This window comes from Azospirillum sp. BE72, from assembly GCF_031455875.1.
Taxonomy (GTDB): domain Bacteria; phylum Pseudomonadota; class Alphaproteobacteria; order Azospirillales; family Azospirillaceae; genus Azospirillum.
In genome coordinates, this window is the sequence record NZ_JAVDTO010000015.1 from 70,705 (window position 1) to 89,498 (window position 18,794).

Genomic DNA, 18,794 nt, shown 5'->3' on the forward strand with positions numbered 1-18,794 from the left:
GCGGTCTCGGAGGTTCGGAGGGGGGATTGGGGCGGAAGCGTGCTGATTAGGCTGGATCAGGCGAGCCGGCGCGGCACCCAGGTGAAGGCTGCGGCCGGCACCGGCAGGCCCGCGCTGCGCATCTGCTGGGCGCGGGTCACCACGGCGGCCCCTTCCAGCAGGTTGCGGGCAATCTGTTCGACCGTGCGTTTGTCCGCCGCCTCCAGGAAGCTGCCCTTCACCCAGTCGTTGAAGGCGCCCATCGCCGGGCCGCACCAGACTTGGAAGTCGTGGCGCCGCGCGCCCTCGTCCTGCGTCGGCCAGCGGGCGGCGTTGAACAGGTACCAGCGGAAGACCAGCGCCATGCGGTGGCGGGGATCGGCCTCGGCGCGCGCCAGTTCCGCGGGGTCGCGGACGGCGAAATGCTCGCTCGTCTGGCGCCAGATCTCCTCGAGCGGGGCCTGGAAGACATCCCGTTCAAGGGTCGCGCGCTCTGCCGCGGGAAGGTCGTCGAGGCCGGAATGGCGGCAGTACAGCTCGTACAGCCGCTGGGCGCGAAACGGGAACATGGTGCCCCGCTTCATCACCTGGACCTTCACGCCCATCTCGAACATGTCGGCGGCGGGCGCCATGGTGACGTCGGTGCTGGACAGGTCGGCCAGCATGCGGCGGACCGACAGCGGCTGCCCCGCCTCCGCCGCCGACTGGTTCACCGAACCGATGACGACATAGGCCGCGCCCATGGCGAAGGCGCCGGCCAGCGCGGCGGGGGTCCCCAGCCCGCCGGCGGCACCCACGCGAATGTTGCGGTCGTAACCGTGGCCGGCGACCAGTTCGTCGCGCAGCCGCTGGATGATCGGGAACAGGACGGTGAGCGGGCGATTGTCGGTGTGGCCGCCGGAATCCGCCTCCACCGTGATGTCCTCGGCCACCGGAATGGCGGCGGCAAGTTCGGCCTCGTCGGCGGTGAGGATGCCCCGCGCCACCAGATCGGCCAGCATGCGTTGCGGCGCCGGGGCCATGAATTGGCGAGCAACCTCGGCCCGCGAGACCTTGGCGAAGATGTGGGTCAGGCGGCGGACCGCGCCGGTGGCCGGATCGCGGCTCAACCCCTTGGCGGCCAGTTCCACCACCGACGGGGTCAGCGCCATGAAGGCGGAGGCCGAGACGCGCCGCACCCCCTGCTGCTGGAACAGGCGGCAGATCGCGGTTTCCAGGGCGGGATCGTTGGGACTGTGGATCAGGTTGGCGCCCCAGCCCGACGCCTGCGGCCCAAGCGCCGCGCGGATTTCGGCAATGCCCTCCTGCACCCGCTGCGGCGACAGGCCGGCGCTGCCATAGAAGCCGAGCAGGCCGGCACGGGCAGCAGCGACCGCCATGGCCGGCGTGGCGATGCCCCGCGCCATCTCCCCCGCCACATAGGCGAAACGGCAGCCGTGGGCTTCCTGGAAACCGCGATCACCCAGCCACTCCGGATAAAACGGCGGCAGGGTGGCGATGGGCTCAAGCCCCTCCGCGATGAAATCCGGAGGACGTGTCGAAGCCCCAAGACGGCCTTCCCGGTTCCTGACGATGTAAAGCGGCTCCCGAATCCTCTGGGCCATTTCCAGAAGCGGAGACGGATCGAAGCCAGCCGTCGCCGATGTAAGCGGCGGCACCGCCGTCTCCCGGTAATTCATGTCCACATCGACACCCGAATATTGCCTTTACCCATCCCCCAGGGCGGGAGATCCGAACATGAGCCTTCCGAGCCGTCGTCCCCACACCCGGTACGGCATCAGGGAGCCCTAATCAAAGAACTCCCCATCAGAAGTTTTATTACTTACCACTCTTGAGGTGTGGCAAGCATGAATTGGGTTTCATGAAGGGTAAAGTTTATTTCACCCTGGAAATATCTTTACCCGCTTTAAACAATTCCATCGAAGCGTCGCGGCTGCCGGAGGGCGGACAAAGCTTGGTGCGTATTTGGAAAGCCGCTCCGCACAGGCTTGGATTGTGAAACACCACAACCATATGGCTGGGCATGGAGCCGACACCCCGACCCGCGCCGGACCGGCGCACCATCCTCGCCGCCGCGGCTGCCGCCTCCGTCGGCTTTCTGCTGCCACGCCCCGTCCACGCCGCGACTGCCGGGATGCCTGCCGCCGGCAAGTCGCTGAATCAGGCACTGCTGACCCGCGCGCTCGACCGGGCCGCGACTCTGGATCAGCTCCACGCGCTGGTGATCGGACGGCACGGCACCGTGGTGGCCGCGGAGGCCTTCCGGGGACCGCCTGTCAAACGCGCGGTGAACGTCAAATCGGTGTCCAAGACCATCGTCGCCTCTCTGGCCGGCATCGCGCTCGACCGTGGCCTGCTGGGCGGTGTCGATGCGACGCTCCGCGAGGTGGCGCCGGGGCTGATCCCCAAGAGCGCGGATCCGCGGGTGGGTGGAATCACCATAGCGCAGCTTCTCACCATGCAGGCCGGGCTTGAGCCGACCTCCGGGCCGGGTTACGGCCGCTGGATCGAAAGCCGGAACTGGGTCGCCGATGCGCTCGGCCGTCCCTTCGTCGCCGAGCCGGGCGAGCGGATGATCTATTCGACCGGCAGCTATCACGTGCTGGGCGCGGTGCTGGCCCGCGTCTCCGGACGCAGCCTGCTGGACTTGGCGCGGGATTGGCTGGGCCGGCCGCTCGGCATCGAACTGGCGGGCTGGACGCGCGATCCGCAGGGCTTCTATCTGGGCGGCAACAACATGGTGCTGTCGCCGCTGGACCTGTTCCGCTTCGGCGAGATGTGGAGCCGCGGCGGTGCCTGGAACGGGCACCCGGTGGTCAGCGCGGCCTGGGCGCAGGAATCCTGGGTGCCGCGCACCCGCTCACCCTATTCCGGCGACGCCTACGGCTATGGCTGGTTCCTGGCGGAATCGAGCGGCCATCGCATCGCCTATGCCCGCGGCTATGGCGGGCAGATGCTGTATCTGGTGCCGTCGCTCGGGCTGACCGTCGTCGTCACCTCCGATCCCGCCCGGCCGGCGCGGTCCGACGGCTATGTCGGCGAATTGGGCGCACTGCTGACCGGCCACATCATGCCTGCGGCAGAGCAGGCCTGACCGGCGCCGCCCTGCCCCCTGGAAGAAGGACCGGCGACATGCGGACCGACGACCCATTCGACCTCCAGCGCTTTCTGAGCGCGCAGGAGCCTGTCTTCGCAACCGTGCTCGACGAGTTGCGGAGCGGGCGCAAGCGCAGTCATTGGATGTGGTTCGTATTCCCGCAGTTGCGCGGGCTCGGCCGCTCCGCCACCGCCGAGTTCTACGGCATTGCCTCCCTCGACGAGGCGAAGGCATATCTGGCCCATCCCACGCTCGGGCCCCGGCTGGAACAGGCGACGCGCGCTGTGCTGGGGGTGCAGGGACGGACGCTGCACGAGATATTCGGCTCGCCCGACGACATGAAGTTCCGGTCCTCCATGACGCTCTTCGCGCTGGCCGACGGACATGCGGATTCGCCGTACCATGAGGCGCTGGACCGCCGGTGCGACGGCCGGATGGACGATGCGACTGTGACGCTGGTGGGAGCACTGGCGGCAGCGCCGCCCCCTCCCCCACGCAGGTGAGGGCCCCACGCAGGTGAGGGAAGGGACGGGAACCGTGCTTCAGGCCACTTGCCCTCAAGCCGCCTGATTCATCTGTTGGACGCGTTGCGGGTCGAGCTTCAGCCGGGACGCGAGATATTGCAGGTAGGAGCGCTCCGCTTCCGACTGCTCGTTCACCGCCATCCGCGAGGCCAGGTAGACCTGCTCCGCCGTCTGCTGATCCTTCACGGACTGGAGCAGCGAGTCCAGCGGCTGGGGCCGGTCGAGTTCCTGTTCGACGATGCGCCGTTCCTCCGCTCCGGCGCCGGCTTCGTCCAGGGTGTCCAGGATGTGCCGGCGCTCGTCCGGCGTGATCTCCCCATCGGCATTGGCCGCGGCGATCATCGCGCGGATCAGCAGCAGCGCCTGCTGGTCCTCCATGGCGACGGCCGGGTAGGCGCCGTCGTCACGGTCTTCGGCCTGCGGCGCACTGCGGGTCTGGAACACCTGTGACAGGCGGTCGGACAACGATCCACCCCCTTGGCCGCTGCCTTGTCCACTCGCCTGAGTGCTTCCGGAAGACCCCGTGGAACCGGCGGCACCGCCGCCGAACAGGCCGCCCAGGATACCGCCGGCATCGCCCCACGGGCTGCCTCCCGGCCGGGCGGCGGGTTGCGCGCCTTGGCCCGCAGCACCCGTCTGGTTCCGCTGGCGCTCCTGGAAGGCCTTGAAGGCCAGGTAGCCCAGCGCCCCCAGCCCGGCGACCGACCCGACGCCCATGCCGCGGTTCCCGGATGCGGCACCGAAGCCGCCACCCGGCGCACCGGCCCCGAAGCCGCTGTTGCCGAGCACGGACCCCATGGCGTTCATGCCGCCGTGGCTGCGCCCTCCCATCCCGGTCGCCAGCATGGTGCCGAGGATACGTTGCAGATCGGCCATTTCGCTCTCCCACTCGAATTCCGTCGATGGACCGTCAACAGCACAAGCGGCATTCCGTTCGGGCGGCGGGCTGAAGTTGAAATGCCAAAAATTCCGCACCACGAACTTTTCACTCCGGCATGCGGCATTGCAGGGGACCGGATGCGACCATGGCTGTTACCCAGTCCGACCACAGGGAGACAGACATGGCCAAAGCCAACATCAACGATCGGTCGAGCATCGAACGCATCTACGACCGCCATACCTTCGAACAGGACGCGGCGTCGAACGCGCGCAGCAAGGCGACGGTCGTCCACGGCGTGAAGATCCTCTCCGCCCCCGATGCCGCCGGACAAGTCGAGATCTCCCGCGCTTCGCACCATGTGGCGGAAGGGAACCCCGAAGGGGACACTATCTTCGTCCCCGCCTTCAGCCTTCACGACTCCACCGCCGCCGACGGCAACACCTATGCCGGCTCGGCTGCGCCGGTGGGAAACAGTTCGGGCGAAGCCGCCGACGAATACCGGAGCTTCATCGACGACGTCCTGGAAGCCGCCAGAAACGGACACTTCAAATCCGACATCGGCCGCGGCGAGGAGCGGCTGAAGGGTTTTCACGGCGGGTGACCGGCTATCCGGCAGGCGGCGCAGGGCGTCATCGCCTGCCGGTGCCCTAGAAGCGCCAATAGAGGGGCTAATCCCGCCCCCACAGCCCGCGTTCGCCCAAATCCTCGCCGCGCTGGCGCTCCAGCGCCTGCGAATAGCGGCGCAACGCGAAGGATTCCGTCACATAGCCGATGATGCGCCGGTCGGTGGGGGAGGACAGGACCGGCAGCGCCTCCACCTCCGCCGTGCCGAAACGGTTCAGCACGGTGCGGGCGTCGTCGCCGGGCATCAGCACGGCATCCGCCTTGCTGGCGAGCGTGCCGACGCGGGTTTCGGTGGCCTCCGCATCCTGGTCGGGGTCATGGATCTGCGACATGTCGATCAGTCCGGCATATCTGCCGGATTCGTCGACCGCGAACACCGTCTTGGTGGAGCCCAACGGGTAGAGGCGGCGCAGCGCTTCCACCGTCAGGGTGGCGGGCACCGTCTTGGCGTCGCGCCGCATCAGCCGGAATGCCGTGAGTTCCGACAGCCAGCCGATGTCGTAGGCGCCGCGGATCGGCACACCGCGCAGGTGAAAGCGCCATGTGGCGAAGGAGTAGCCGAAAGCCTGCCGCACCACGGTGGTGGACAGCACCACCCCGATCAGCACGCCCGAGGCTGCCCATAAATCCTGCGTCGTCTCCAGCACCAGCAGCACCATGGTGACCGGCGCGCCGACGACGCCCGCGGCGACCGACCCCATCCCGACCAGCAGCAGAAGCCCGCCGTCGATCCCCAGCCCCGGCAGGAAGCTTGCCGTGGCGATGCTCAACAGGCCGCCGAACAGCCCGCCGATGAACAGGGAGGCGCTGAACAGGCCGCCGCGGAATCCCGAGCCCAGCGACACGGCCGACGCCAGGATCTTCGCCACCAGCGTCAGGGCCAGCGCCAGCGCGCCGCCCGCCAGTTCCGGCGGCACGGCGCCGGGACCGCTGCCCATCACTGCCGGCACCGCCAGCGCCAGCCCGCCGACCATCAGCCCGCCCACCGCCGGACGCATCCAGCGCGGGACCGGCAGGCGCTTGAACCCACGCTCCGCCACCGTCACCGCCTGCATGGCGAGGATGCTGAGCCAGCCGGCCAGGAAGCCGACCACGCCGCAGGCGGCATAATCCCAGCCGGCGATCTCCACCGGCCGGCCGAGCGCCAGCGGCGCCTCGCCGCCGGTCAGCAGGGCCGATGCCGCCACCCCCAGCGCCGCCGCTGCCCCGACCGGGGCCAGCACCGCCAGAGTATAGCCGCCCAGCACCAGTTCGAAGGCATAGAAGGCCCCGGCCAGCGGCGCGTGGTAGGCGGCGGCAATGGCCGCCGCCGCCCCGCAGCCGACCATCGTGCGCAGATCGGCCCGCCGCAGCCGCAGCCGCTGCCCGAGGGAGGAGGCGAGACCGGCGCCCGCCTGGGTATAGGCCGCCTCCATGCCCACCGATGCGCCGGATGCGTTGGACAGCGCGGTCGTCACCGTCAGGCGCAGGCTGTCGATCAGCGACATCTTGCCGCCGTAGAGCGCGTTCGCCTCCACCGCGTCGACGATGTCGTTGGGCCGCCAGCGCCGCACCAGCGTCGACAGGATGCCCAGCAGCAGCCCGCCCGCCACCGGCACGCCCAGCGTCCGCAGCAGGTCGGGCACGCCCTGCCCCAGCTTCTCCCCCTCCGGCAGGTCGAAGGCCAGCGCCTGCAGAAGCAGGACAGCCTCGTGCAGCGATCCCACCGCCAGCCCGACCGCGCCGCCGACAAGGCCGGCAAGCACCACCACGGCCAGCGCGCTGTTGCGTACGCTCCAACGGTCGGACAAGGTGGTCGCGGCCGACGCGTCGAGCACTGCATAAGGGTCGCTGCCGGCGCGGGCGTTTTCGCCCACGCCGTCGATGGAAGTGGAATTGTCCGGCATGATCACGCTGACTGAAGGCCCATCCGTCCTTGGACAATGAGCCGGACGGGCGTGTGTTCCGTCAGGACTTGCCCGGCTGCGGTTTCGCCTGCGGTTTCACCGTCGGCGGAGCGGATCCCGCCTGCGATGCGGCGGGCGCAGCAGCGGAGGGAGCAGGCTCGGCAACCGGGGGAACTGCCGGCGGAGTGGCGGGCGGAGTGGCGGGCACGGCATCAGTCGGCGCTGTGGCCGGCGCTGTGGCCGGCGCTGTGGCCGGCGCGGTGCCGGCACGGCGCAGAACATGGGTGAGGTTGTCGCGCACCTTCTCGGCCAGCGCCACGTCCGGTTCGGCCGCCTCGTGGAAGATCACGGTGAACAGGCGGCGCTGCGACAGCAGGAAGTTCAGCGTGACATGCAGCTTGCCCTGGGGCATGGCGCAATCGACCGAACCGGTGCGCAGCCACACCGATCCGGCCTGTTCGGACGGGTTCAGGCTGACGGTCGGGGTGCCTTCGCACCGCTGCTTCATCGCGTCGGCGAAGCCGTCCGACAGTTCGTCGATCCGGGCGTCCTCACCCACCGCGCGTTCCCGGATCCCGCCGACGATGGGACCGAAGCGCCAGGCGACGTCCGCCGGGCGGCGCTCCTGCGGGATCTTGTCCATCGGGACCAGTTCGGCGTCATGCACGCCGGCTGCGGTCAGCAGGCTGTCCAGCCCTTCCGGCAGGCGGTTCTTCTTCTCCGCCGGGCGGCCGGCGGCGACCTTGATCGGCGGAACGCTGCCTCCCTTGTCGACGCAGGTCTTCAGGTCGCCCAGCACCTTCTTGGTGCCGGACAGCTTGAAGGCGATGCGGTCGGTGGCCGACGACACCACCAGTTCGCTGCCGCCCATCAGGGCGTTGACCAGTTCCTCGTCCTTGCCGTTGGAGACCACCAGCATGTCCGGCTGCGAAGCGATGGCGACCCGTTCGCGCTTCAGCTTCCTGTCCACCTCGATGGTGACCGGCCATTCGCCGCCCTTGGGCAGGTCGGCGCCGGGGATGCCGATGCCGATGTTGGTCTCCCCCTTCGGGCTGCGGGCGAACATCAGCACATGGCCGGAGGTGAATTCCCCCTCCGCCACGCAATAGGCGAAGCTGCCGTCCTTCTTCTTGGCGGCGCCGCCGTCCCAGCTCTCGATCAATTCGCCCGGCCCATCGGGCTTGGCCGGCGCCGCGGCACCCTGTTTTTCACCGGGCTTTTCACCCGGCTTGACGTCCTGCGCCGGAGCGCCCGGAGTCACGATTTCGGCCTCGGGCACCGGCAGGCCGTAATAAACTGCGGGGGGAATGCTCGGCTCGACCGGCACCAGTTCGGCCATCGCCGGCGCCGACGCCACACCCAGCAGGAGAAGCGCGGACAGCGAAGCGGCGGAGCGGGCGGTCATGACGAGGTAATCCATAGATGGTTGTGGCGGCGAAGCTATCCGCGCCCGCCCCCATCCGCAAGCCCAACCGCCCATCCTGTTGCAGGAGGCAGACACCTGTTGCACAGGACACGCAGAGGATTTGTGCTAAACGCCGAAGAAGGCCTCGCGCAGCACCTCTTCCGACAGCGACGCCACCGGCCCGTCCCCCACCACGCGGCCCAGCCGCAGCAGGACCGCGCGCGGGGCGACCGTCAGGGCGCGCGCCGCACTCTGTTCGGCCAGCAACACGGCGGTGCCGGTGGCGGCGATGCGGCCGACCGCGGCGAAGACCTCGTCCGCCAGCTTGGGCGACAGGCCGAGCGACGGTTCGTCCAGCAGCAGCAGGCGCGGCCGACCCATCAGCGCGCGGCCGAGGCTCAGCATCTGCTGCTGGCCGCCGGACAGGCGCCAGGCGCTTTCCCCGCTCTTGCCCGCGAGGTCGGGAAACAGGGCGAAGACACGCTCGACATCCAGCGCGCGGTCGCGGTTGTCGGGCAGACCGGCGACCTCCAGATTGTCGCGGACGCTCATGCCGGGGAAGACGCGCCTCCCCTCCGGCACATAGCCGATGCCGCGCCGGACCCGCGCCTCCGTCGCCAGCGGGGAGAGGTCGCCGCCGTCGAAGCGCAGGTCTCCCTGTGCCGGCACGAGCCCGAGCAGCGCCTTCAGCAGCGTCGACTTCCCCGCCCCGTTGGCGCCGAGCAGCGCCACCGTCTCGCACGCCGCGACGGTCAGCGAAACCCCGTCGAGCGCCATCACCCCGCCATAGCCGGCAGTCAGGTCGCGGATGGAGAGCAGAGCACTCGCATGGCTTTCACTCATCGGGCCACCCCCGCCCGGCCCAGATAGGCTGTCGCCACCGTCGCATCCCGGCGCACTCCGTCGGCAGGGCCGTCATAGATTACCCGCCCGCGATCGAGGCACAGCACCCGCCCGGCCAGCGGCAGCAGGAAGCTCATGTCATGCTCCACCAGCAGGACCGCCATCCCCTCCCCCGCCAGGTCGCGCAGCAGCGCGGCCAGTTCCGCCTTCTCGCCGTCGGTCAGCCCGGCGGCCGGCTCGTCCAGCAGCAGGACCGCCGGCCGGCGGACCAGGGCGCGGGCCAGTTCCACCCGCCGCCGCAGCGCCGCCGGCAACCCGTCGCAGCCCTGCCCGGCAAGGTCGCCGACCCCCAGCCGGTCGAGCGCCCAGCGGGCATGCGCCTCCGCCGTCGCCGCGTCGGGATCGAAGGCAAGACGGGCGGCGGCCACCGCCTCCAGCACGCCGGCCCCTTCCGGCAGGATCGCCGCTTGAAAGCTGCGGGCAAGCCCGGCATGGGCCAGTCGGTCGGCGCGGGCGCCGGTGACGTCCCGGCTGCCGAGCCGCACCCGCCCGGCATCCGGGCGCTCCAGCCCCGACAACAGGTTGATGAGCGTGGTCTTGCCCGATCCGTTGGGGCCGATCAGCCCGGTGATTCTGCCCGGCCGCAACTCCAGAGACACGCAGTCCACCGCGCGCACGCCGCCGAAGGACTTGGCAAGCCCCTCTACCGTCAGCCCATCCGCCGGTGCGGGTGGCTGCGGCGGTTCGCGCGCCTCCGGCAGGGCACGGGCGGTGCGGCCGAACAGGCGTCCGGCTGCGCGGTCGAGCAGCCCGGTCAGACCGTCGGGTGCCAGCAGAACGGTCAGCAGCAGGGCCATTCCGTAGACGACCAGATAGCCGCGCTCCATGAAGCGGAACCATTCCGGCAGATGCAGCAGCAGCACCGCGCCCAGCACCGCGCCGGCCATCCGCCCCCGCCCGCCGACGATGGCGATGGTGAGGATAGAGACCATGACCGGGAACTCCAGCACCTCCGGCGAGACGACGCGCTGGGTGTGGACCGCCAACGCTCCGGCCGCTCCGGCGAACAGGGCGCTGATGCCGAAGGCGGTCAGCCGCATCCGCCCGACGTCGAGCCCCAGCGTTCCCGCCGCCAGTGGATCGTCGCGCAGCATGGTCAGCGACCGCCCGAGCCTCCCGCGCGCCAGCCGCCACCCCACCAGACCGCCGAGCGCCACCAGCCCCCAGACCAGCCCCGCCATCGGCAGTCCGCGCGGCACCGTCCAGCCGAACAGCACCACCGCCGGCACGCCGGCCAGCCCGTTGGAGCCTCCGGTCAGCTCCGGCAGGTTAACCGCCAGCAAATGCAGCACCTGCGCGATGCCCAGCGTGGCCAGGGCGAAATAGTGCGACTCCAGCCGCAGCACCGCCAGCCCGACCGGCAGCGCCAGCAGGAGCGGAACCAGCATCGACAGCGGAAAGGTCGCCTCGAAGCCCAACCCATAGCGGCTGCCGAGGATGCCGGTCACATAGGCGCCCACGCCGAAGAAGGCGCCCTGGGCGAGGGACAACGCGCCGCCGAGCCCGAAGACGATCTGGAATCCGAAGGTCGCCAGCGCATAGACACCGGCAACGGTCAGCACGCGCAGGCCATAGGGAGAGGCGAAGGCGAGCGCGTAGACCAGCAGGGCGAAGGCACCTGCAAGCAGCGCAAGATTTTCCACCCCGAAATAGTCCCCTCTGCCCTTGCGAGTGTTTTGCAATAGGGCTGGACTATGGACAGGTACGGTCGTTTTTGGGCCAGAACAGGACGGAAGTCCTGTCTTGGCTCTTGAGGTAGCCGGGCAAGAGTCCTTTTGGCGGGCTCTGGGGGCGGAAACAGGGGGGCGTGGCGGCATGCGGGCGCACTCCTCCCCTATGCCTGCGCCAGCCCGAGCAGCAAGCAGCGCAACGGCACCGGCGGGTAGCCCGGCGCGCCGGCATCCGAGCGACGGTCGCGCAACGGATCCAGCATCACCTCCAGCACCCCCCGGTCCACCGCCGCCGCGATCTGGTCCGGCACACCGGCAACCGGCACCCGCACCAGACTGTCCGCCAAGCTCAACTGACCGCACACACGGACCCGCATCCCTGCCCTCTCCCCAACCAACTCAGGAAGGGAATCACAAATGCCGCAGAACGACAATCGCGCAAAGCCCTCGCCCCGGAAGAGGGCGATATCCCATCACCCCAGACGCTTCGCAATCAGAGGTCCGCGCGCCGGCGCCGTATCCGTTACCGTGACCGACGCGCGCAGGCGGCGTTCGGCCTCATCGGCCTGCGCCTCCGTGCGGGCGTGCAGGATAGCCAGCGGCCGCTCACCCGGACCCACCGCGTCGCCCAGCCCGGCCACCTCGTCGAAGCCGACGGCGAAGTCGATGGCATCGGTGGTTTTGGTCCGGCCGCCGCCCAGCGCCACCACCGCCATGCCGACGCCGCGGGTGTCGATGGCGCCGATGAAGCCTGATCGCTCGGCGACGACCGGTCGGACGATGGGCGCGCGTTCCAGATGCCGGTCCGGCTGCTCCAGCAGGTCGGCCGGTCCGCCAAGCGCCTTCACCATGCGGGCGAAGCGTTCCGCCGCCTCGCCGCTGGCGATGGAGCGGTCGGCCATGGCCCGTCCAGCCGCAGCGTCCGGCGCCAGCCCGGCGAGCGCCAGCAATTCCGCCGCCAGCGCCGCCGTCACCTCGAAGAGCCGTGGTTCGGCCGGTTCGCCGCGCAGGATGGCGAGGCATTCGCGCATCTCCAGCGCATTGCCGGCGCTGCGACCCAGCACCTCGTTCATGTCGGTCAGCAGGGCGACCGCCGGCAGACCGGCACCTTTCGACACGGTGACGATGCTGTCCGCCAAGGCTTCCGCGTCTTCGAACCGCTGCATGAAGGCGCCGGTGCCGAACTTCACGTCCATCACCAGCGCGTCGAGCCCGGCCGCGAGCTTCTTCGACAGGATGGACGCGGTGATCAGGTCGAGCGATTCGACAGTCGCCGTCACGTCGCGGATGGCGTAGAGCCGCTTGTCGGCGGGGGCGATGTCGTCGGTGGCACCGATCACCGCGCAGCCGACCTCCTTCACCACCCGGCGCAGCAGCTCGTTGTCGGGCTTGGCGCGATAGCCGGGGATGCTCTCGAACTTGTCGAGCGTGCCGCCGGTGTGGCCCAGGCCGCGCCCGGACACCATCGGCACGAAACCGCCGCAGGCGGCTAGCATCGGCGCCAGGATCAGGCTGACCTTGTCGCCGACGCCCCCCGTGGAATGCTTGTCGATCACCGGGCCGGGCAGGCCCAGCGACCGCCATTCCATCACCGTGCCCGAATCGCGCATGGCGCGGGTCAGCGCCACCCGTTCGTCCAAGCTCATGCCGCGGAAGAAGACGGCCATGGCGAAGGCCGCGGCCTGGGATTCCGACACGCGGCCGTCGGTGATGCCGCGGACGAAGTCCTGGATGGTGGCGGCGTCGAGGGGCTGGCCGTCGCGCTTGGCGCGGACGATCTCCTGCGGAAGCATGCCTCAGTACCCTCCCGCCGGGGCCGGTTCGCGCTCGCCCTCGCGTTCGCCTTCCCGTCCGCTATGCCCGGCAGCGGCCAGCAGCGCGTCGAGCAGGCTGGAGGCGCCGAACCGGAAGGTCTGCGGCGTCGCCCAGCCGTCGCCCAGGATGTAGTCGGCCAGCGCCAGATAGCGCGCCGCCTCCGCCGCGTCGCGGATGCCGCCGGAGGCCTTGAAGCCGACGGTCTTGCCGGATTCATAGATGCTGTCGAGCATCACCGCCGCCGCCGGCAGGGTGGCGGCCGGCTGGGTCTTGCCGGTGGAGGTCTTGAGGAAATCGGCACCGGCGGCGATGGCGTCGCGCGCCGCCCAGGCCAGCAGGTCGGCGTCGGGAAAAGCCCCCGATTCCAGGATGACCTTCATCAGGGCCTTGTCGGCGCAGGCCTCGCGGCAGGCTTTCACGACGTTCATCGGCTGGGTGCGGGCGCCGTCGATGAAGGCCTTGTAGGGCAGCACCACGTCGATCTCGTCGGCCCCGTCGGCGATGGCGCGCCGGGTTTCCGCCGCCACCGACGATGCGTCCGCTTCGCCGGTGGGGAAATTCACCACGGTGGCGACCTTCACCGGCGTACCCTCCAGCGCCTTGCGGGCGGTGGGCACGAAGCGCGCCCAGACGCAGACCGCGGCGACCGGCCCCACGGGCGTGACGGCGCGTGCGCAGAGAGCCTCCACCACGCGGTCGGTGTCGTCACCGTTCAGGCTGGTGAGGTCGAGCATGCCCACGGCACGGCGCGCCAGATCGGCGTCGGACGGGGCGTTGACGCTGGAGTCGAGCGCGCTTTGCAGGTCGGCAGACAGTTTCATGACCGGGACCCGTCCTTTTCATGCAGGCGTTCGAGGAAACCGACCAGCAGGCGTTCCAGGTCGGCAGCTGCCGCCGATGCGGCGGTCAGGGTCTGGTGATGGTCGACCGGCCCGTCGCCGAGCCCGACGCCCAGATTGGTGACGACGGCGCAGCCGAGGACCCGCAGGCCGCAATGGCGCGCGACGATGCATTCCGGGACGGTGGACATGCCGACCGCGTCGGCGCCCAGCAGCTTCATCATCCGCACCTCGGCCGGCGTCTCGAAGGATGGGCCGGGATAGGCGGCATAGACGCCTTCCGCCAGATCGATGGCGAGCCCGGTGGCGACATCCTTCAGTAGGCCGCGAAGCTCCGGGTCCCAGGCGTCGGTCATGCTGGGAAAACGATCGCCGAAGGCCTCGTCGTTGGGGCCGGTCAGCGGGTTGGCGCCCAGCAGGTTCAGATGGTCGCTGATCGCCATCAGCCGGCCGGGCCCGACCTCCAGCCGCAGGGAACCGACGGCGGCGGTCAGAACCAGGGTGTCGCAGCCGGCCAGCTTCAGCGCCCGCACCGCGGTCTTCAGCGCGTCGAATCCATTGCCCTCATAGGCATGGACGCGGCCCTGCATGCAGGCGACCTCGACCCCGCCCAGCCGCCCGACCACCAGCCGCCCGGCATGGCCGGACACGCTGGGGATCGGGAAACCGGCGATGTCGGTGTAGGGAATGGCGACCCCATCGGCGATGCGGTCGGCGATCCCGCCCAGGCCGGAGCCCAGCACGATGCCGACCCGCGGCCGATGGCCGGAGGCACGGTGAAGGATGTCCGCGGCGGCGCGGGCTGCGGTCATGTCGGGAAACTCCGCTCAGAAGGCTAAATTGGTTGGGCCGAAGGATTCCGGCAACAGGGTCTCCAGCGGAAAGCTCCGCCGCAGCCCGGCCGGGTCGCAGATGTGGATCGGCGTCTCTGGTGTGGCGAATTCGCGGATGCGCTGGCGGCAGCCACCGCAGGGGGTGCAGATATCCTCGGCTCCCGCCTCGCCGCCCATCACGACAATGGCGCGGATGCGGCGGTCGCCCGCCGTGACCATGGCGCCGATGGCGCTCGATTCCGCGCATTGGCCCTGCGGATAGGCCGCGTTCTCCACATTGCAGCCGGCGAAGATACGCCCCGATTCGCCGAGGATGGCCGCACCCACCTTGAACTTGGAATAGGGGGCGTGGGCGTTCTCGCGCGCGGCGCGGGCCGCTTCGATCAGGCGTGCCAACTCGGGCATGTCGGTCATGGCCTCAGCGCTCCTTGACATAGGGGATGCCGCTCGCCTTTGGGGCGATGGCCTTGCCGACGAAGCCGGCCAGCAGCAGCACGGTCAGCACATAGGGAAGCATCTGGATGAACTGCACCGGAATGACGCCGATCACCGGCAGGACGACGCCTTGCAGGCGCACCTGCACCGCGTCGGTGAAGGCGAACAGCAGGCAGGCGAACAGGGTCGGTCCCGGCCGCCACTTGCCGAAGATCAGCGCCGCCAGCGCCAGATAGCCCTTGCCGGCGGTCATGTCGCGGACGAAGCCGGCGCCATGACCCGTGGACAGATAGGAGCCTGCCATCCCCGTCAGCACACCGGTGACGATCAGCGCCTGATAGCGCAGCTTCGCCACCGACAGGCCGGCGGTGTCGACCGCCGCCGGATTCTCGCCCACCGCCCGCAGGCGCAGCCCGAAACGGGAGCGGTAGAGCACCCAGTGGGTGGCGATCACCAGGACCAGCGTCACCCAGATCAGGATGTTGTTGCCGTTGAACAGTTCGCGGTAGATCGGCCCCAGAACGGGCACGCCTGCCAGCGCGTCTGCCTCCGGCAGCTCCACCGCGGGAATGCGCGCCTGGTTGGGCAGCAGCGGGGTCTGGCCGCCCTGCTGGAACCAGGCATAGGCCAATGTCGGCGCCAGCCCGGCGACCAGGATGTTGATCGCCATGCCCGACACCACCTGATTGCCGTTGTGGGTGATGCAGGCGAAGCCATGGACCATCGCCAGCGCCACGCCCGCGGCGATGCCGGCCAGCAGCCCGAGCCACGGATTGAGGGTGGCCGAGGCGACCGCTGCGGAGAAGAAGGCGCCGGCCAGCATCTTGCCTTCCAGCCCGATGTCGACCACGCCGGCCCGCTCGCAATACATCCCGGCGAAGGCGGCCAGCACCAGCGGAGTCGCCACCCGGATGGTGGCGCCCAGCAGTTGCAGCGCCAGAAGAAGCGCGTCCTCCATCGCTCAGCCCCTCCCCCCGGTGGCGGCATCTGCGGCCGTGGCGCCACCGCGGCGGCGGAACAGCGCCTCCACCTGCGGCTTGAACAGGTTTTCCATGGCACCGGCGAACAGGATGACCAGACCCTGGATGACCATCACCAGCTCGCGGTTGATCGTGGGGTATTCGAAGGACAGCTGGCCGCCGCCCTGCGCCAGAACCCCGAACAGCAGGGCCGCCAGAATGATCCCGACCGGATGGTTGCGTCCCATCAGCGCCACGGCGATGCCGACGAAGCCGACCCCGCCGGTGAAGTTCAGGATCACCCGGTGCTGCACGCCCAGGATCTCGTTCACGCCCACGAAGCCGGCCAGCGCGCCGGAAATCAGCATGGCGACGATGATGTTTCGCGCCGGCGAGATGCCGGCATAGACCGCCGCCCGCTCGTTCCGGCCCACCGTGCGCAGCTCGTAGCCCCAGCGGGTCCGGCGCAGGAACAGATGGAACAGAAAGCAGCAGGCCAGCGCCCACAGGAAGGACAGGTTCAGCGGCGAGGCCGGAATCGTGATGCCGATCCAGCCCAGCGCCCGGTCCATCGACGGCAGCCAGACGCCGGGGTCGAACTCGCGGGTCTCGGGCGACTGGCTGCCGGGGCGGATCAGCACGTCCACCAGCAGCCAGGTCATGATCGATGCGGCGATGAAGTTGAACATGATCGTCGTGATGACGATGTGGCTGCCACGCTTGGCCTGCAGCCAGGCCGGGATGAAGGCCCAGGCGGCGCCGAACAGGGCCGATGCCAGGATCGCCAGCAGCGCCACCACCGGCCAGGGCCAGCCGGTCAGCGCCAGCGCCACCAGCCCGGCGCCGAGCCCGCCCAGATAGGCCTGCCCCTCGCCGCCGATGTTGAACAGTCCGCAATGGAAGGCGATGGCAACCGCCAGCCCGGTGAAGATGTAGCTGGTGGTGTAATAGAGGGTGTAGCCGATGGCCTCCGGGTATCCCAGAGCCTCCGTCAGCAGCAGCGACAGCACGTCCACCGGGTTCTCGCCGATCGCCAGGATCACCACCCCCGACAGCACAAAGGCCGCGACGAGGTTGAGAACCGGCAGCAGCGCATACCCGACCCAGCCCGGCACGGCGCCCGGCTGACCCTTCCCCGACCCGCTCAGCAGCACCGGCGTCTCCTGGATTGCCCCTGCCGGGGATTCTTAACCGGCAACCCCGCCGCTGACCAAGCATTTCGTCACGCGGAAAAGCCAAGGGGCACGAGGACTTGGAAGCGTCACAAAAGTCTTGCCGCAGCGCAGCAATCTGGCATGCTTCTTACCCATATGAAAATTATGGTTATGGAGCTTGCCCGATGCCGCTCGACCTGCCGCAGACCTTCCGCCACCATGTCTTCTGCTGCGCCCAGCAGCGCCCGCCCGGCCATCCGCGCGGCAGCTGTGCGGCCAAGGGCGCCCATCCGCTGTGGCAGCGGCTGGACCAGAAAATCCAGGGCAAGGGCCTGACGGACGTGGGCATGGCGCTGACGGGCTGTCTCGGCTTCTGTTCCGCCGGTCCGCTGATGGTGGTGTATCCGGAGGGCATCTGGTATCGGCCGGAAACACCTGAGGATATCGACGAGATCGTCGAGTCGCATCTGGTCAACGATGCGCCGGTGGAGCGGCTGGTGATGGTTCTGACGCGGTGAGGGGAAGGCTTCGGCGAGGTTACACCCCCACCTATCCTCCCCCGCCCAGCGGGGGAGGATAGGTGGGGGTGTAACCCCCCTCCAAGATCCCACGCCTACCAGACCTGCGGTTGCGGCATTGGGACGCGGGCGGATTTGCCCATATCGTGGGCAACTCCCGCCATTGCCCGTCCGAACCGATCCAATGACCGACGCCGAAACCGCCGACCTGCTGCCTGTCGAGGCCGATTCGGTTCCCTATGCCGTCGGCTGCTTCCTCGGCGCGATCCTGCTTTTCGCGGCGATGGACACGCTGATCAAGTTCCTGACCGCCGGCTACCCGGTGCCGCAGCTGATGTTCGTGCGCTCCCTGGTCGCCTTCCTGCTGGTGGGCGGCTACACCCTGTGGCGGGGCGGCGGGATCGCGGCGATGCGGACGCAGCGGCCCTGGGGGCATGTCTGGCGCGCCTTCGCCGGGCTGATCTCCATGGGATGCTTCTTCTATGCGTTCCGGGAATTGCCGCTGGCCGACGTCTATGTGCTGAGCTTCGCCGGGCCGCTGTTCATCACCGCGCTGTCCGCCCCGCTGCTGGGGGAGCCGGTGGGCTGGCGGCGCTGGGCCGCGGTGGTGGTCGGGTTCGGCGGCGTGGTGGTGATGGCGCAGCCGTCGGCCGGAGCGCCGCTGGTGCCGGTGCTGGTCGGGCTGTGCGCCGCCCTGTTCTATGCGCTGGCCGCTCTCGCCGTACGCGGCCTGTCGCGGACGGAGACCAGCGCGTCGATCGTGCTCTATCTGCTGTTGACGACGACGGTGGTCAGCGGCGCGCTGACGGTTCCCGTCTGGACCGCGCCGACCGCCTCCGCACTGGGGCTGATGGCGCTCGTCGGCGCAATCGGCGCCGGGGCGCAGGTGCTGCTGACCCAGGCGTTCCGCCGCGCGCCGCCGGCCGTGGTGGCGCCCTTCGAATATACCGGCATGGTCTGGGCCAGCCTGTTCGGCTGGATGGTGTTCGGCGACCTGCCGACCGCGCCGGTGCTGCTTGGCGCCATGGTCATCATCGGCAGCGGGCTTTACATCCTGCATCGTGAAACCACGGCGGAGCGCCGCCGGCTGGGTTCTTGACAGGACGGGCCCGGCGGCGACACTCTCGCCGCCTGTTCACGGCTGGGGTGCCCGTGCAGACGCCTGATCGGCGGACGCGCGGGCTGAGACAACACCCATCGAACCTGATCCGGGTCATGCCGGCGAAGGGAGCCGACCGGAACCCGACGGATCGCCTGCAAATGCCCCGTCCCC

The 18,794-nt window shown here is 69.6% G+C and carries 18 protein-coding genes and 1 riboswitch; of the genes, 5 read left to right on the plus strand and 13 right to left on the minus strand.

Features of this window, described 5'->3' with window-relative positions:
• Window positions 1–56: 56 nt before the first annotated feature.
• Window positions 57–1,658: a PfaD family polyunsaturated fatty acid/polyketide biosynthesis protein gene (locus J2Y49_RS25855; RefSeq protein WP_310118259.1), complete on the minus strand. Its 1,602-nt coding sequence runs from the start codon at window positions 1,656–1,658 to the stop codon at window positions 57–59.
• 344 nt (window positions 1,659–2,002) lie between these two features.
• Between J2Y49_RS25855 and J2Y49_RS25860 the strand changes: the two genes are divergently transcribed.
• Both J2Y49_RS25860 and J2Y49_RS25865 read left to right on the plus strand, forming a co-directional pair.
• Window positions 2,003–3,073: a serine hydrolase gene (locus J2Y49_RS25860; protein WP_310118092.1), complete on the plus strand. Its 1,071-nt coding sequence runs from the start codon at window positions 2,003–2,005 to the stop codon at window positions 3,071–3,073.
• Window positions 3,074–3,111: 38 nt separating this feature from the next.
• Window positions 3,112–3,579 carry a DUF1810 domain-containing protein gene (locus J2Y49_RS25865; RefSeq protein WP_310118093.1) on the plus strand — a complete coding sequence of 156 codons (468 nt, stop codon included), beginning with the start codon at window positions 3,112–3,114 and terminating at the stop codon, window positions 3,577–3,579.
• 54 nt (window positions 3,580–3,633) lie between these two features.
• Here the strand turns inward: J2Y49_RS25865 and J2Y49_RS25870 are convergent, their stop codons facing one another.
• Window positions 3,634–4,476: a DUF533 domain-containing protein gene (locus tag J2Y49_RS25870; RefSeq protein WP_310118094.1), complete on the minus strand. Its 843-nt coding sequence runs from the start codon at window positions 4,474–4,476 to the stop codon at window positions 3,634–3,636.
• A gap of 149 nt (window positions 4,477–4,625) precedes the next feature.
• Here J2Y49_RS25870 and J2Y49_RS25875 point away from each other — a divergent pair, with 149 nt between their 5' ends.
• The gene (locus J2Y49_RS25875; protein ID WP_310118095.1) at window positions 4,626–5,081 is read left to right on the plus strand and encodes a hypothetical protein; all 456 of its coding nucleotides are present in this window, start codon (window positions 4,626–4,628) and stop codon (window positions 5,079–5,081) included.
• A 67-nt stretch (window positions 5,082–5,148) separates the two neighbouring features.
• On the opposite strand, the gene J2Y49_RS25880 is transcribed toward J2Y49_RS25875, so the two are convergent.
• From J2Y49_RS25880 to J2Y49_RS25930, 11 genes are all read right to left on the minus strand, one after another.
• Window positions 5,149–6,990: a chloride channel protein gene (locus J2Y49_RS25880; RefSeq protein WP_310118097.1), complete on the minus strand. Its 1,842-nt coding sequence runs from the start codon at window positions 6,988–6,990 to the stop codon at window positions 5,149–5,151.
• A 61-nt stretch (window positions 6,991–7,051) separates the two neighbouring features.
• The gene (locus J2Y49_RS25885) at window positions 7,052–8,395 is read right to left on the minus strand and encodes a hypothetical protein (protein WP_310118099.1); all 1,344 of its coding nucleotides are present in this window, start codon (window positions 8,393–8,395) and stop codon (window positions 7,052–7,054) included.
• A 126-nt stretch (window positions 8,396–8,521) separates the two neighbouring features.
• A complete protein-coding gene (locus tag J2Y49_RS25890; protein WP_310118101.1) occupies window positions 8,522–9,238 on the minus strand; it encodes an ABC transporter ATP-binding protein in 717 nt (238 codons plus the stop codon).
• Entirely contained in the window at window positions 9,235–10,941 is a 1,707-nt protein-coding gene (locus J2Y49_RS25895) for an ABC transporter permease subunit (protein ID WP_310118103.1), read from the minus strand. Before J2Y49_RS25895 ends, J2Y49_RS25890 begins: the two co-directional genes overlap by 4 nt.
• A gap of 191 nt (window positions 10,942–11,132) precedes the next feature.
• The gene (locus tag J2Y49_RS25900) at window positions 11,133–11,345 is read right to left on the minus strand and encodes a hypothetical protein (protein WP_310118105.1); all 213 of its coding nucleotides are present in this window, start codon (window positions 11,343–11,345) and stop codon (window positions 11,133–11,135) included.
• Between the two features lie 96 nt (window positions 11,346–11,441).
• On the minus strand, window positions 11,442–12,761 hold the full coding sequence (deoA, locus tag J2Y49_RS25905) for a thymidine phosphorylase (protein ID WP_310118108.1): 1,320 nt from the start codon (window positions 12,759–12,761) through the stop codon (window positions 11,442–11,444).
• A gap of 3 nt (window positions 12,762–12,764) precedes the next feature.
• Entirely contained in the window at window positions 12,765–13,604 is an 840-nt protein-coding gene (gene deoC / locus J2Y49_RS25910; protein WP_310118110.1) for a deoxyribose-phosphate aldolase, read from the minus strand.
• The gene (locus J2Y49_RS25915) at window positions 13,601–14,434 is read right to left on the minus strand and encodes a purine-nucleoside phosphorylase (RefSeq protein ID WP_310118112.1); all 834 of its coding nucleotides are present in this window, start codon (window positions 14,432–14,434) and stop codon (window positions 13,601–13,603) included. The genes deoC and J2Y49_RS25915 overlap by 4 nt, the downstream gene beginning before the upstream one ends.
• Before the next feature lie 15 nt (window positions 14,435–14,449).
• A complete protein-coding gene (gene cdd / locus J2Y49_RS25920; RefSeq protein ID WP_310118114.1) occupies window positions 14,450–14,869 on the minus strand; it encodes a cytidine deaminase in 420 nt (139 codons plus the stop codon).
• Between the two features lie 4 nt (window positions 14,870–14,873).
• Window positions 14,874–15,848, minus strand: coding sequence for an ABC transporter permease (locus J2Y49_RS25925; RefSeq protein ID WP_310118116.1), 975 nt, complete (start codon window positions 15,846–15,848; stop codon window positions 14,874–14,876).
• A gap of 3 nt (window positions 15,849–15,851) precedes the next feature.
• Window positions 15,852–17,003, minus strand: a complete 1,152-nt coding sequence (locus J2Y49_RS25930; RefSeq protein WP_310118118.1) for an ABC transporter permease — start codon at window positions 17,001–17,003, stop codon at window positions 15,852–15,854.
• A 185-nt stretch (window positions 17,004–17,188) separates the two neighbouring features.
• Between J2Y49_RS25930 and J2Y49_RS25935 the strand changes: the two genes are divergently transcribed.
• Together J2Y49_RS25935 and J2Y49_RS25940 are read left to right on the plus strand one after the other, a co-directional pair.
• Complete coding sequence (locus tag J2Y49_RS25935; RefSeq protein ID WP_310118119.1) at window positions 17,189–17,521, plus strand: (2Fe-2S) ferredoxin domain-containing protein; 333 nt, start codon at window positions 17,189–17,191, stop codon at window positions 17,519–17,521.
• Window positions 17,522–17,705: 184 nt separating this feature from the next.
• Window positions 17,706–18,620 carry a DMT family transporter gene (locus J2Y49_RS25940; protein ID WP_310118120.1) on the plus strand — a complete coding sequence of 305 codons (915 nt, stop codon included), beginning with the start codon at window positions 17,706–17,708 and terminating at the stop codon, window positions 18,618–18,620.
• A 33-nt stretch (window positions 18,621–18,653) separates the two neighbouring features.
• Window positions 18,654–18,768, plus strand: a riboswitch (TPP riboswitch).
• Window positions 18,769–18,794 lie beyond the last annotated feature (26 nt).